This is a genomic window from Streptomyces sporangiiformans (assembly GCF_005768555.2).
GTDB classification, from domain to species: Bacteria; Actinomycetota; Actinomycetes; order Streptomycetales; family Streptomycetaceae; genus Streptomyces; species Streptomyces sporangiiformans.
Genome location: NZ_VCHX02000047.1, coordinates 144,256 through 158,384, shown reverse-complemented (window position 1 = coordinate 158,384; position 14,129 = coordinate 144,256). Strand labels below are relative to the sequence as shown.

Below are 14,129 nucleotides of genomic sequence, written 5' to 3'. Positions count from 1 at the left end.
CGGACCTCAGGTCCGTGCCCGCCCCCTGCTTCGTTCTCGTCGTACACCGCCGTTGTCGTACGAGGCGCTAGGCGGCCGGTGTCTGTGCCGCGAAGTGCTCCTTCAGTACGGCCATCACGTCGGCTGCCCGCTCCGAGAGGAAGAAGTGACCGCCGGGGAAGATCTTGAGGTCGAAGCGGCCGCTGGTGTGCTGCTCCCAGGCACGGGCGTCGTCCAGGGAGGTGCGGGGGTCCGCGTCGCCCGTCAGGACGGTGAGCGGGGAGCCGATCGTGGCGCCGGGCTCGGCCTGGTACTTCTCGATGGCGCGGTAGTCGCTGCGGATCGCGGGCAGCACCATGCGCAGCAGTTCCTCGTCGCCCAGGACCCGTGAGTCGGTGCCGCTGAGGGCCTTCATCTCGGCGACGATGCCGTCGTCGTCGCGCTGGTGCACGTTCTCGGGCCGGAACACCGAGGGCGCCCGACGCCCGGAGGCGAAGACGTGGACGGGGCCACGGCCGTCGCGCTCGAAGCGGCGGGCCACCTCGAAGGCGATGACGGCTCCCATGCTGTGGCCGAAGAACGTGAGCGGCCGGTCACTGATGGGCACCAGGGCCGCCGCGGCCCGGTCAGCCATGGTGGCGATGTCCTCGATGCCCGGTTCCGTACGACGGTCCTGGCGCCCCGGGTACATCACCGCGGCCACCTCCACGCGGGGGCTCAGAGCCGCGGAGACGGGGAAGTAGAAGCTGGCGGAGCCACCCGCGTGCGGGAAGCACACCAGGCGGTGCGAGGCGTCGGGGGCCGGGTGGTAGCGGCGCACCCACTGGTCGCTGTCCCGTCCCGCGGAGAGGGTTGAGGTCATGGCTGTGATCCGTCCGTGGTCGTGAGGGAGGGTGGACATAGGCGAGTGAGCAAAGCGGACAGGAAAGCGTCGGAATGAAGCCGTGGAGAACCGAAACGGACCGAGGACGGGCACGGGGCCTGTCCTCGGTCACGTCGGGGAATTCGGGCCCGCCGGGCACGTGAGGCCGAGCCACGCGGTGACGGTCGGGGTTCCGGAGCCCGCCGGGAGGACCTGGGGGGCGTTTGGATCACCCCCTAGGCGAGCGGGAAGCGCACCTCGCCGGCCACGATCGGGTTGGCGTAGTTCTCCGTGGAGATCTTGATCCGGTTCATCGCGAGGCCGGTGAGGGCTTCGAAGACAGCCCGGCGGGCGTTCATCGCGGTGGTGTAGCCCGGATCCAGGTGCGGCGCGACCTCGACGACGTCCATACCGATCAGGTTGGTCTCGTGCGCGAGGCGTCGCAGCCCCGTGAACAGTTCGCGCGTGGTCAGGCCCGCGGGTTCCGGGGTGCCGGTGCCGGGCGCGTACGCCGGGTCGAGCACGTCGATGTCCAGGGACAGGTAGACGTGGTCGGCGACCGCCTTGACCTCTTCGACGACCTTGTCCACGACCGCTCCGAAGCCGATGCGCTCGACCTCGGCCATGAAATGCGAGCGCATGCCGGCCCGGCGCATCCAGTTGAAGAGCTGGTCGTCGGGGCCGGTGGCGGTGCGCAGACCCACCTGGATGAGATTCGGCCCAGGCAACCGCTCGTCGGTCAGCAGGCGGCGGATCGGCGTGGTGTGGGTGGCCTTGTGGCCGAAGATTTCGTCGTGGCAGTCCGGGTGGGCGTCGAAGTGGACGACGGCGATGCTGCCGTGCCCGTGTACGTCGGAGAGCCCGCCGACGCTGGGCCACAGCAGTGAGTGGTCGCCGCCGAGGACGACAGGGACCGCCCCGACCTCGGCGATCTCCCGGACCAGGCCGCGGATGGGTTCCATGGACCGGGCGACGTCGAACGGGTCGGTGGCCGCGTCGCCGTAGTCGACGACCTTGAGGATGTTGAACGGGTTGATCCGCGTGGCCGAGTGGATGTAGCCCTCGGGCGTGGCGTACATGTACCGCTCGTCGGCCCGGATCGCCCGGGGCCCGAACGCGGCGCCCCGGTGACCGGTGGAGGAGTCGACCGGGCAGCCCACCACGGCGACGTCGACCTTGCCGGCGCGCAGGTCCTCCTGAGTCAGGGCCAGCGGAACGCCCATGAACGTGGGCATGCCCGAGTAGGCCGGCTGCACGTAGTAGCGGCGCAGGTCGATCGGCCCGGGGTCGCGCCGTGGCGATAAGGAGCGGTCGACCTTCAGGCGCCAGGTCTCGGACTCGGGTGTTTCGCTCATCTCTCTCCTCGTTCGCGACCGGGGCCACTGCGGCTGCAAGGCGACCGTATGCAGGCCGCGTCGGCAGCAGAACCCCTAACCACCCCCGACTGCGCCCTGTCCCTGTCAGGAGTCGGGCAGGTCGACCGGAGCCAGATCGTGGAACAGGTCACCGGGCCCGGGGTTGCCGGGCGGGGTTCCGCCGCCCAGGTGGTTCACGACGCCCCACACGGCGTTGAGACCGGTGGTCACGGCACCCTCGGCGAAGCCCGCCGTCCAGGAGACGTCGTCACCCGCGAGGAAGAACCCCCGTTGGTGGTCGGGCAGTTGGTCCTGCATGAAGTGGGTGAACAGGCGGCGCTGATAGCGGTAGTGGCCGGGCAGGTTCGCCTTGAAGGCACCCATGAAGTGGGGCTCGGTCTCCCAGGTGACGGTGCGCGGCGGCGCGATGATCCGGGACCGGATGTCAACGTCGGGGTAGATCTCGGCCAGCACCTCCAGGACGGCCTCCAGACGCGCCTCGACGGTGAGCGGCGCCATCTTCAAGGAGTCGTCGTTCCAGGTGTACGACAGGCACATCACGCCGGGACGGTCGGGGCCGTCGTCGAAGAGGTAGACACCGCGCGGCATGCGGTCGGTGAGCGTAGTGCTCATCACCTCGCGTCCGGTTCTCGGGTCGCGCTCGCGCCAGAAGGGGCGGTCTACGAGGACGAACAGCTTGGAGGCGCCCATGTAGTGGCTGCGCTCCACCGCCGTCCACACAGGCCCGGGCAGCAAGGGGCCGGCGCAGCGGATGTTGGTGACGAGGGTGCGCTTGTGCGGGGTGAACACGGCCACTGGATAGGTGTGGGCGCTGCCGTCCAACGCGTGCACGGTGATGCCGCGGGCAGTGCGTTCGATCCGCGCGACGCCGCCGCGCGGGGCGCCACCGTGCAGCGCCTCCAGGGAGGTGCCCACGGGCCAGTGCGCGAGTTCGTCCGGAGTGCGGTGCCACAGGCGTTCGGGCAGTTGCTGGGAGCCGCCGACGATGAGCTGGTGGTCGTTCTCGGCGCCGGTGTAGATGACGCGCAGGATCTCCAGCATCGAGTTGGGGAAGTCGGTGTCCCAGCCACCCGCTCCGAAGCCGACCTGGCCGAAGATCTCGCGGTGGCGGAACGACTGGAAGTACGGCGACCCGGCGATGAAGCCGTAGAAGGACTGATCGTCCAGGGCACGTACGAGCGGGTTCCAGATGGCCTTGATGGCGGCGGCGTCCCGGCGGCGGATGGCGTCGTCCATGGCGTAGAACTCGGCGCCCTCCTGCACCGCCTTGTCCCAGGCCATCTCGACTTCCTGGTAGACGTCGGGCAGGTCGCCGGCGTTGCGGGCGTAGTGCCGAACACCGCCCAGGTCGATGACGGTGCTGCCGCTCACGGGCGTGAGCGGGTTGGGGAAGGGCCGGGTCTCGAGCCCGACGAGGTTCACGTAGTGGTGGAGCGCGGTCGCCGACGTCGGAAACCGCATGGCGCCCAGTTCGGCCGTGACGTCCGGACGGCTCTCGAATGCGGCCGAGCGCATCCGGCCACCGATCTGCTCGGCCTCGTACAGCACCGGTCGCAGTCCGAGGCGCATGAGTTCATAGGCGGTCACGAGGCCCGACATGCCCCCGCCGATCACCGCGACCGGAGTTCCCAGGGCGTCCTTCGGAATGCGCCCGATTCCGGCCGGGTGGGATATCCAGTCGTCGTACACGAAGGGGAAGTCCGGTCCCAGCATGGTGACGGAATCAGTAGTTCCAGAGTGCAAACCATCGTTGACGGCAAGCAACGGATACTCCTCTGACCGTGGTGGGGGCCGGCCCGGCAATACATTCTCGAACGGCCGCGAAAGGCCGGGTTCCGGCAACGGCGAGAGGGACCCCGATCGGCCCGCCTCCAGCACACGGCACGTCCTCGCGACACCCTTGATTATTGCCGTAGTTGAGGGTGACCGAGGAACCCCTGACCGCCCCCTCATCACTCCTATGAAAGGGCCCGGAATGAAGATCGGTGGTGGGATGCGTCGGGCATTCCAGTAGTACAGCTTTGCCCCTGAACACGGCGCGAAACGCACAGGAAACATTCTTCGCGCAGCGGAGGACCAGAGGCCGCAGATTTCCGACGACCCGGTTTCCGACGACGTGTCGAGCAGCGCGCGGCGGACGCCCTCGTTCCGCGCGCCGGCGGTCGCGGGTACACGACCGGGCGCCGTGCCGACCACGCCCACGTGACGCTCGGCACGGCTCTCTTGTCCCCCTACGGTCAGATGTGGTTCGTACGCCGCGCCCGCCCCGCCGGTCAGCAGGCCGTGTCGGCGAGCAGGTCGTGCGGAAGGTCCCTGCGGCGTGACACGTTGAGCTTCCGGTAGACCCGGGTGAGGTGCTGTTCGACGGTACTGACGGTGATGAACAGCTTCCTGGCGATCTCGCGGTTGCTGTGCCCGAATGACGCGAGGCTTGCCACGCGGCGCTCCGCGTCGGTCAGTTCGGTTGCGCCGCTGTCCCCCGCCACGGCCTGCTGGTCGGTGCCGGTCTCGCCACCGCCGTAGGGAAGCAGCTGCGAGCACAGCGCTTCCGCCTGGGTGTCGTGGGCGATGTGCCAGGCCCTGCGGGCCATCATGCGCGCCTGGCCGAGTTCACCGAGCGCGTGGTGCGAGCGGCTGAGCGCGCCGAGGACGCGGACCAGTTCGAGGCGGTCCTCGCAGGGTTCGAGCTCTTCGACGGCCTCGCGCAGCAGGTGGTGGTGGCGCCGCAGCCCGGCCGCCTCGGCCAGGACCCGCAGGGACTGGGCCCGGGTGCGGGACTGGCCGGGGCCGCACTTGGCCAGCTGCTCCTGAGCCAGCTTCTCGGCCTCGGCCTCTCCGCCGGTACGCAGGTGCATCTCGGCGGCGGCGGAGCGCCACGGCACCAGGGACGGCTGGTCGACACCCCACCGCTGCATGCGCTCCCCGCAGGTGAGGAAGTCGTCCAGGGCGGGGTGCGGGCGATTGGTGGCAGCGTAGAACTGACCACGCGCGTAGACCAGTTCGAGACCGTGGCGCGTGTCGTGGACCGCGTCCGGGATATGCCCGTCCAGGTAGGCCGCGGCCTGTTCGTACTGACCCATCGCGGTGTGCGCGGCCACCAGGGTGGCCAGCAGGGAGCCGAGGGCGACACCCCAGTTGTGCGCGGGCATCCAGCCCAGGCCGTTCGTGGCGTACCGGATGGCGTCCGCCGGATTGCCCTGCCGCAGCGCGATCCTGGCTCTGGACTCGGAGAGCTGTGCCTGCCAGCCGGACCCGCCCAGTTTGGTCGCCTCGCGCAGCAGGGCGTCGCACCAGTGCGCCGCCGTACCGAGCCGGTCCGCGTAGACCAGCACGGACAGCGCGCTGAGCAGCGGGTCCAGTGTGACCTCGCTCAGGGAGGTGCCCTGCAGCAGGTGCTCGGCGAGGTCGGCGGCGCCCGCGTCGCAGCCCTTGGTCAGGATGATGTGCAGGGCCGTACCCGCCTTGACGCCGGGGTCCGCGCCGCGCGCCGCGATGATCTCGTTACCGAGGACCGGTGGCGGTGCGGGGTTGTCATCGGGCGGGAAGTGCTCGCGCAGGGCGGGATACGTGGTGCGTACGGCGCCGTTGGCCAGGTAGGTCTCCGCGGCCGACCAACCGTCGTAGGTGCCACGGGACTTGTGGGCGACGTCCACGGCCTCCTGGAAGCTGCCCTGACGCAGCAGGCCCTTGATGAGCAGCGGCACCTCCTGTTCGGCGAGCCACCCCTCGTCGAAGGCGGTGCGCAGCGCGCTGAGGCAGGAGCCGGCCGTCGTCGGGCTCAGACGCCCGACGAGCCTGGTGAGTTGGCCGAGAATGGCGCTGCGGCGTGGTCCGTTGCCGCAGGCACTGTCGGCCAGTTGCAGGCAGGCGATGGCGAAGGAGGCGTCTTCGGCGCCGCGGGCGCGCCGCGCGGTCTCGCACAGTACGTCGAGAGCCTGGGCGTCGTCGACGTGCCCGGAGGCCACGATGTGCCGGGCCACGACGGGCGGTTCGGCGCAGAGCCGGCGCAGTCGGTCGGCGGCCCGGAGGTGCAGCTCGACGCGTTCGTCGCACTCCAGGTCGTTGAGGACGGCGTCCCGGGCAGCCGGGTGGCGGAAGGCTCGGCACTCCGTGTCGCGTTCGACGAGACCGGCTGCTTCGAGCTCACGCAGACTCGAGGCGACCATGTCAGGGTCGAGTTCGAGCAGGTCCGCCAGAAGGCGGTCGGTCGCGGCCCGGTCCAGGACGGCCAGGCCGCGGGCGACGGCGAGCACCTCCGGCTCGCTGCGGTACAAGCACCCGAGGACGGCCTGCTGATAGGCGTGGCCGGTCACCGGTGCGCCGCTGACGCCTTGGTCCTCGCCGCTGCCCTCGTCATCGGTGCGCAGGTCGTGGACGAGAGCGCGTACGAGAAGCGGGTTGCCGCCGCTGGCCCGGTGGATGGCCGGAGCCAGGCTTCGCGCGGCCGCGTCGTGCAGGCTCTCCTCAAGGGTCTGGGCCACGGCCCGCTCGCTGAGCGTGCTGGTGCGCAGCTCGGTCAGGCGGGGGTGGCGCAGCAACTCCGCGCCGAACAGCGGCCGGGCCGGGTGCGGTCCGGTGCCCGCGGCGAGGACGGTCAGGACGGGCTTGGTACGCAGCTCGCGCATCGCGTACTGCAAGCACTGCAGGGACGGGATGTCCGCGTACTGGACGTCGTCCACGATGACGGCCAGCGGCCGCTCCCGCACCAGGCTCACCAGGGTCGTGGTCAGCGACCGCATCAGGTGAGTCTTGACGTGCTCCTCCCGCTCGGAGTCGGGATTTCGCAGCATCGCGGTGAAGCGGGCGGCGTCGAGCAGCTTCTCCACACGTTCCGTTTCCCGCTGCGGAAGCTGGCCGCCGAGCAGCAGTTGTCCGAACACCGCCATGGGCGTACGGCGCTCCGTACGCAGCCCCGCCGCGGCGAGGACCGTGACGCCTGCGGCTTCGGCCTCCTCGGCGACGTAATTCAGCAGCACACTTTTTCCGGTCGCCACCGGCCCTCTGACGAGGACAACCCGAGAAGGCTTCTCGGCATTCCCCCTCACCATTTCCCCGAGGAGTGCTAAATCATCGGTTCGCTCAACCAAGCTCATATCAAGATTACCTCCCCGTTCAAGGCATCTCCGCCTGCCTCAGGCATCTCTTCCGGCTCCAAGTCACCTATGAGGCCTGCCCAGGTGTGTCCTATTGGTGAAGTTCACCACAACACACAGCGACAGGCTCTACTCAATGGCTTCTCTTCAAGAGCTTCCCGGAGCACAACAGCATCAACTATGACTCATTCCCGATGCCAAGGTAGCCCCGAAAGAGGTGAGGGCGCCAACCAAATCCACCGGGACTCGAAACGTTCAGCCCTTCCCTTTTCGGCGGTGGATGTGATAGTCGGGGCGACCGCCCAGCCCACAAGAGCTGAATGGAGAATTCCGCTTATGCCGACCGGACGGCGTCAAGCGCCGCACCCGTCGCAATCCCCAGCCGACACAGCAGGTCAAAGGCCCATCAGCGTCGAGATTCCAGAGACGCGGCAAGGCCTGGAGAAGCTCTTCCCAACTCGAAGGGGAGCCACCCACAAACCTGGAAGACATCATTCCGCTCCCTGCCTCCGCAGGCAACACCGCCCACAACCGGCCCCGCAGCCGGGATCCACAGCCATAGGGCGACGGCCCGCGTCCGTTACCGAACGTAGCCAGTCGCCGGGCAACAATGGATCACCCCAGGGCAATCAACTCACACTCCAACGACCCTCAACGCAAAGGGGCCAGCGAGACCCGACAGAATCGCCCGGGCAATTCCGGCGGAGCGCCGGACAAGTTCCATCATGCGCGTTCGGTTCATGTGTCAGTCGTCACTCGCCGCGCCCGTCGCGGCCACTCCGAGACCACACAGGGCGACGTAATCCAGCCTCAATTAGGCTGAAAACATCGCGCGACACGGCCTCCGTGCGGTCATGAGAAGTGGCGGTGGGTTTTTCCCGACTTGTACGACAGAAAGTTTCATACCCCACACAAACGGGCCCACGCCCAGTCGAGTGCGGACCTCCCTGTCGCGCCAGTCCGCCGAAGAAGTCGCCACTCCATCGGGACCTTCGGCAGGCGAGCATGGGCGGCGACCCCGCAGGAGTCCCTGTACGTTCACTGACGGGAGCCCTGTCACGGTGCCGGCGCCAAGGTTCCACTTCGCCCGCGGGGCACGGGACGTCGGTGTGGTCGAAGCGACCGTAGACCGAGGTGCGGTGGGGGCCCCGAGCCGGTGGACAGCGGCGGATCTCGCGCTGCCTGGCCGTGGCGGGCCGTTGCCGGACCTCGCGCATTCGCCGAAGCGCTGTAAGTTTCCCCATCGAGTGGTGCTCCGTGCGGAGTCCCTCGGCTGTAGTGGTTTTGGTGTCGGAGGTGTGGGCTGTGTTGATGACAGGCAAGGTTCTACGTTTTGACGAGGACCGTGGTTACGGGTTCATCGCACCCGCGGAGGCGGGTGAGGATGTCTTCATGCACGCGAACGACCTGCTCGATGCGAAGTACCTTTATCAAGAGGGCAGCGAAGTCGAGTTCTTCATGGAGATGGGGGACAAGGGCCCCAAGGCCTCACAGATCCGTCTCGTCTACCAGCCGTCGGGGAACCGGCTTCCCGCCCGTCCAGCGCTGCCCGACGGCTCGGCGGCCGACCGGCAGGACGGCCGGGCCGCCGCCGGGAGTGCTGCCCCGAGCGTGGCGCGGTTCCGCACGGAACTCACGGAAGCCCTGCTCGAGTCGGCGGGCACGCTGACCGCAGACCAGATCAAGCAGGTCCGCGAATGTGTCGTCGGACTGGCCAGTGCCCGGGGCTGGATCACCCCCTGATAAGGGATCAGTAGGGGTACTCGGTCCCCACCCCTCGCTCTAGCCTGGAGTCGTGAACGGCTGACCAGCCGGTCGGCGAGAGGGCGCCCATTACTGGCCGCCGGCCACGGCAACAGCTCGAAACGGGAGAGCTCGGCTTCGCTCTTTCACGCGTCGGCCACTTTCCCCGCAGTCGGAATCCGGAACGGTGGATCCCCTCCCTGACGCCACCGTTCCGGTCTGCCTGCCTCGTCCTTACGTGGGCTCGTAAAGCCGCATCGTGCCACGGCATCAAGGAATGGGAATCCACCATGGGCGGTCCTGAATTCTGGGAAGAGTCACGGTCCGGAACGACTGGCGAACTGATTCTCGCCGTCGACATCCCGTCCGGCGAGAACGCGATGGGCCTCCGGGAACTCGTCCCCCTTCTGAACACCGCACACACCGTGTGGCGTGCCGTGGAACAGGCCCATGTTCCCCTGGAGGGCGGCAGTCTCGCCGCGTATGTCGAGCCCTGGGCGGACGCGGTACGTAGCAGCGGCTTCAGGGTGCGCGCGGTGCTCGGCCACCGTGTGGGCTCCGTCCTGGCCGGTGCGATCGCCGAGGCGCTCGGTGGGCCCGGACAGCCGCCTCCGTCCGTTCTGCTCTTCGACCCGGAACTGGTCGATACGGACATGGTGGTGAGCGAGTTCCGACGCATGCTGGCCGACGACCCGCACCTGCTGAGCGCCGAGGAAGTCACCCGCCTCGATCGGGACCTGGACTCCGTGGCGGAGCGATGCCTCGACGATCCCGCAGCCCTGGCCGTACGCCTGCAGTCGGTCTTCATACGTGCGGCGGACCGGTCGGGCACGCGTGCGCGCGCGACGACCGAGCGCCTGAACCGGGCCGTGGACCGGCTGTCCGTCCTGGCCCTCGCCGAGGCGTACGACGTGATCCCGGTGTGGTCCCGCTGCACCGCGCTGTGCTCGTCGAGCCCCGGCAAGGGACTCAGCCGTACGCGGGCCGCCCTCCTGCTACCGGAAGCCGGGTTCGTCGCCCGGGAGGTCTCCTTCAGGGACAAGCACACCGAGATGCTCAGCAGCCCGGTTGTCGCGCAGACCGTGTCCGAACTGCTCACCGTCTCCGAGCAGCGGTAGATCCTCCCTCAGGGACCGGCCCGCGCCCCGCGCCGAAGGGTCCGTGTCGAACGCGGGCACGCAGCCTGGCCGTTGCGCAGGGCACGCAGCCTGGCCGTTGCGCAGGGCACGCACGGCAGCGGGACACAACAGGCTGCGGTGAAGACCCGGCCAAGGGGCCACTCCCTATCCCCGTGCCTCGCTCAGCTCACGGGGTGGTCTCCCGCTCTCTCGCCGTCGGCAGGCCCTTCTGCCGGTCCCTGCCGCGCCAGGGCAGATAGACCAGTAGTTCCGTGGCGATGAAACGCAGGACGAACGTCGTCAGGAGGGCGAGTGCCGTGGCGGGCAGCACGGCCATGTACTTGCCGCCGACGAGGAGGGCGATCAAAGGGACGCGCAACACCAGGTCCGCGTTGGCCAGGAGGGCGAAGCGGCCCAGACGGTTCGCCCAGGACCGGCGGCCGTGGCGGTCACGGAAGAGCAGGAGGTCTATGAGGATGAAGTTCCACAGGACTCCGAACTGGTTCGCCACGATCTCGGCCGGCACGTAGTGCATGCCCAGCGCGGTCAACGTGGCGAGGGCGCTCAGGTTGGGCAGGAAACCGGTCAGGCCGATCAGCCCGAAGGCGAGCATGCGCGCCCCGCGCGTAGCGGTACGCAACGAGGTCAGGTGCACCAGGAAGCGGAGCCCCTCGCGCACGGTGGACTTCGAGTCGCCGCCGAAGCGCTCCTGGAAGGAGAACGGGACTTCGGCGACGGTCCGCGGGCGGCACCGGACCGCGAGCTCAAGGAGGATCTTGTAGCCGAGGGGCCGCAGGACGTCCGCTCGGGAGTGCACCACGCTGCGGCGTATCGCGAAGAAGCCGCTCATGGGGTCACTGATCCCGCGCAACGCCGAGGGGAACAGCGACTTCGCCAGAAGCGTCGAGCCGCGTGACACGGCGACCCGATAACGGCCGGACAGCCCCGAGTTGCTACCGCCGCCCGCGTAGCGACTGGCGACGACGAGGTCGGCTCCTGTCCGGCGTCCGGTGGCGACGAGTTCGCGGACCAGGGACGGCGGGTGCTGCAGGTCGGCGTCCATGACGACGATCCAGTCGCATGCCGCGGCCTTCATGCCCTCCACGACGGCGCCGCTCAGGCCCCCCACCGCGACGTCCCGGTGCATGGCGGTGACCGGAAACGGACACGCGCCCGCGGCCTGCTCGACGATGGCCGGGGTGTCGTCGGTGCTGTCATCGACGAACAGGACCTCGTACCGGTCCCGCGATGGTAGGCAGGCGGCGAGCTGGGAAAGCAACTCCCGTACGTTCTCTGCTTCGTTGAAGGTCGGGATGATCACCGTCGCACTGCTGCTCCCGCCGCTCGGCACACCGCCGTCGTCGAGTTCCCCGGCACCGGGGTGGGCTACGGTCATCGAGGCACCCCTGGCGATCCGGCGGGTCGGGCGGAGGCCCGCCGTGGCTGTCGAAGGGCAGGGGAACCCGTGATGGGCAGTCTCGCCATGGTCGTCCTCTACAGTCTGCGCGGGTTGATCACGTCGGCGCGGCTCCGGGCGACAGGTTTCGCCGGGTTGTGCGGTGGGGCAGCTGCTGTGCGTGGGGATGGCGAGAGACGGGCGCGGGTCCAGGCCCGACCGCCGGCCGGGGAGAATGAGGGGCACTCCGGGAAGAACAGCTCCTGGAGCCCTCCACAACCACGCCGGTCACTACGTCATGGGTTCGCCGAGGAAGCCGCTCGAGAATCAGGCGATGTCCACTGCCGCAGCGGTGCGTTCGTTCAGGGAGGTTATGCGGGGCGGCAGCCTTCCTCCACCCCTAGCCATCCCCTAGCCGTCGGATCCGGGGGGCGGGATCGCGGAAGACTCAGGATTTCAGCTCATCAGCAATCACGCCGTCGCCCCTGAGAAAACAGACCGCGGCGCCGCAGCAAACAGCACTGCATCCATTTTGCACTAAGCCCGCACCAAGGTTCCGGATACGTTTCGCTTTCAGCGTCGCCCGCATAGGAAGTGAAAGCGGCCGAGGCCAGTATCCGGCACACCACCGGATCCAATGATTTCGGAAACGCGGTATCAGGCCGCCGGACCGACCGGAGTCCGATGCGGCTGTGTGAATCTGATCGGAGGCGGTTGCCTCCGGCGGCATGAGCGGACCACGCGCCGGACTCCCGGCGGGCGGAGTGTATGCCTCTGCGTAACCATCCCTCAAGATCGCAACGTGGCCGCCAGGCGGGGCGACAGCTCGCAGAGCAGTGAGCCATGGGTTCGCAGCGACGGGGAAGGATTCCTTTCCTCCCCTTTGACTACGTGTTTTGCGTGAAGCCCTTCTCACTACCCACCACAGTTTCACTTTGAACGACACCCGCCGGCCTCTTGCTCTCACAAGTGGAATGGTTTACTCATTGCTCGCGGGCTTGGACCTGATCGCCTATATCACATCAACAGCATCAGAAGGTAGGGCTGAACGACGTGAGGGGCGATGCATTCGGCCGACGTCGGGGCTTCTTTCGGGGCTACCTCGCCAACGGGATTCGGCCATAGTTGATGTAAGCCCTTGCTACTGGAGGGGCCTCTGTGGGGAAATTGTTGAGGCCGCCTCACGTTGTGAAATCTGGTTCCGTTTACTTCCTGTTGGCGCGGAATTCGCCATGGAGGACCGGCGCGTTGACCCAGGCAGGCTCACGGGGAGGTAACTGAGCTATGAGGTTGGTCGAGAGGGCCGACGAATTCGCTCTCCTGGAGGAGATCCTGTCGGGCACGGGAGACATGTCCTCCCGAGTGATCGCTGTCACAGGTCCTGTGGCTTCGGGGAAGAGCGAGTTGCTCAACTTCGCCGTCGACCAGGCCGAAGCGGCGGGTTTCACGGTCCTGAGAGCCATCGGTCTGCGAAGACAGCGTCGGACCCCCATGGCTGTGCTCGAGCAGCTGCTCCTGGGAGGCGAACAGCCGCGGGAGCGGTCGGAGTCCGTGGCGAAGCAGCTCGACGCCGCGAAATTCTCCGCCCTGCTGAAGGACCCGGACTCCGAGCAGGAAGAACACGTAAAGGCCCACACCATTCGGTCACTGACCACGGCCATGGTGAGCCCGACGAAAGAGCGTCCTGTCCTCATCGCGGTGGACGACATGCACTACGCGGACATCCCGTCGCTGCAGTGTCTGCGGCACGCGATGGAGGAGCTGCGTACGAAGCCGGCGGCGGTGGTACTGGCATGGCGGACCGGACTGCGCCTGACCAGACCGCTCTTCGGCGCCGGCCTGCTGCGCCAACCCGGTCTGATCCGTATGCCCCTGACCACACTGAGCGGGCAGGCCGTGGCCGAGCTGCTCCGCGAGTACCTCGACGAGGCCACCGCCCGCCGCATCGCCCGGGACGTGCACCGCATCAGCGGCGGCAATCCACTGCTGGTACGAGCCCTCGTCCATGACCTCCTCCCCGGCAGCGAGCAGTGCGGCCGTCGGCTACGGACTCCTCACGCGCCGGCGGTCGGTCACGCCTTCCGGCAGGCGGTGCTCAGCTGCCTCCACCGGGTCGAGCCATCGGTTCTGGCCGTAGCCAGAGGCCTGGCAGTCCTTGACGGGGCCGCCGCGGAGGACACGCTCGCCCGAGTTCTCGAACTCTCCCCCGAGGCAGTCGCGTTGAGCCTGCGCGAACTCGAGGCGATAGGGCTGGTCGACGGAGGAACCTTTCGCTGCCCGGCCGCGCGGGACGCCGTCCTCGCCGACCTTCCGCCTGACGACCGAACAGCCCTGATTCTGGGGGCCGTCGATCTCCTACGGCAGCCTGGTACCGAAGCACCCGTCGTCGCACGGCACATCATCGCCGCTGACGCTGTCGTGGACGCTCAGTCCCCGGAGGCGCAGTGGGAGGCCGCGCCCCCACCACCGCTGCGGGACTGCCGGACATCACCTGCCTCCAACTGGCCGACCGCATCTGTGGAAGCGGACCGCACCGCAGCGACATCTGGCTGAACTGACCTG

Annotated in this window: 8 protein-coding genes; 3 read left to right on the top strand and 5 right to left on the bottom strand. The window is 68.3% G+C overall.

Annotated features, from left to right (window positions below):
• Positions 1-67: 67 nt before the first annotated feature.
• The 4 genes from FGD71_RS04520 to FGD71_RS04505 form a co-directional block, all read right to left on the bottom strand.
• The gene (locus tag FGD71_RS04520) at positions 68-841 is read right to left on the bottom strand and encodes a thioesterase II family protein (protein ID WP_119099060.1); all 774 of its coding nucleotides are present in this window, start codon (positions 839-841) and stop codon (positions 68-70) included.
• Positions 842-1,077: 236 nt separating this feature from the next.
• A complete protein-coding gene (locus tag FGD71_RS04515; protein ID WP_119099059.1) occupies positions 1,078-2,196 on the bottom strand; it encodes an agmatinase family protein in 1,119 nt (372 codons plus the stop codon).
• A gap of 105 nt (positions 2,197-2,301) precedes the next feature.
• Positions 2,302-3,930: a flavin monoamine oxidase family protein gene (locus tag FGD71_RS04510; protein ID WP_119099058.1), complete on the bottom strand. Its 1,629-nt coding sequence runs from the start codon at positions 3,928-3,930 to the stop codon at positions 2,302-2,304.
• Between the two features lie 560 nt (positions 3,931-4,490).
• Positions 4,491-7,310 carry an ATP-binding protein gene (locus tag FGD71_RS04505; RefSeq protein ID WP_119099057.1) on the bottom strand — a complete coding sequence of 940 codons (2,820 nt, stop codon included), beginning with the start codon at positions 7,308-7,310 and terminating at the stop codon, positions 4,491-4,493.
• 1,311 nt (positions 7,311-8,621) lie between these two features.
• On the opposite strand from FGD71_RS04505, the gene FGD71_RS04500 reads away from it, so the two are divergent.
• Both FGD71_RS04500 and FGD71_RS04495 read left to right on the top strand, forming a co-directional pair.
• The gene (locus tag FGD71_RS04500) at positions 8,622-9,053 is read left to right on the top strand and encodes a cold-shock protein (protein ID WP_420878234.1); all 432 of its coding nucleotides are present in this window, start codon (positions 8,622-8,624) and stop codon (positions 9,051-9,053) included.
• 290 nt (positions 9,054-9,343) lie between these two features.
• A complete protein-coding gene (locus FGD71_RS04495; protein WP_119099056.1) occupies positions 9,344-10,171 on the top strand; it encodes a hypothetical protein in 828 nt (275 codons plus the stop codon).
• 187 nt (positions 10,172-10,358) lie between these two features.
• Here the strand turns inward: FGD71_RS04495 and FGD71_RS04490 are convergent, their stop codons facing one another.
• Complete coding sequence (locus FGD71_RS04490; protein ID WP_119099055.1) at positions 10,359-11,567, bottom strand: glycosyltransferase; 1,209 nt, start codon at positions 11,565-11,567, stop codon at positions 10,359-10,361.
• A gap of 1,284 nt (positions 11,568-12,851) precedes the next feature.
• On the opposite strand from FGD71_RS04490, the gene FGD71_RS04485 reads away from it, so the two are divergent.
• Positions 12,852-14,120, top strand: a complete 1,269-nt coding sequence (locus FGD71_RS04485; RefSeq protein WP_119099054.1) for an AAA family ATPase — start codon at positions 12,852-12,854, stop codon at positions 14,118-14,120.
• Positions 14,121-14,129 lie beyond the last annotated feature (9 nt).

What these genes read in the sequence shown, in the direction of transcription:
- FGD71_RS04500 (WP_420878234.1), top strand. Translation starts at nt 8,622, where the DNA reads ATGACAGGCAAGGTTCTACGTTTTGACGAGGACCGTGGTTACGGGTTC.
- FGD71_RS04505 (WP_119099057.1), bottom strand. Translation starts at nt 7,310, where the DNA reads ATGAGCTTGGTTGAGCGAACCGATGATTTAGCACTCCTCGGGGAAATG.
- FGD71_RS04515 (WP_119099059.1), bottom strand. Translation starts at nt 2,196, where the DNA reads ATGAGCGAAACACCCGAGTCCGAGACCTGGCGCCTGAAGGTCGACCGC.
- FGD71_RS04520 (WP_119099060.1), bottom strand. Translation starts at nt 841, where the DNA reads ATGACCTCAACCCTCTCCGCGGGACGGGACAGCGACCAGTGGGTGCGC.
- FGD71_RS04510 (WP_119099058.1), bottom strand. Translation starts at nt 3,930, where the DNA reads ATGCTGGGACCGGACTTCCCCTTCGTGTACGACGACTGGATATCCCAC.
- FGD71_RS04485 (WP_119099054.1), top strand. Translation starts at nt 12,852, where the DNA reads ATGAGGTTGGTCGAGAGGGCCGACGAATTCGCTCTCCTGGAGGAGATC.
- FGD71_RS04495 (WP_119099056.1), top strand. Translation starts at nt 9,344, where the DNA reads ATGGGCGGTCCTGAATTCTGGGAAGAGTCACGGTCCGGAACGACTGGC.
- FGD71_RS04490 (WP_119099055.1), bottom strand. Translation starts at nt 11,567, where the DNA reads ATGACCGTAGCCCACCCCGGTGCCGGGGAACTCGACGACGGCGGTGTG.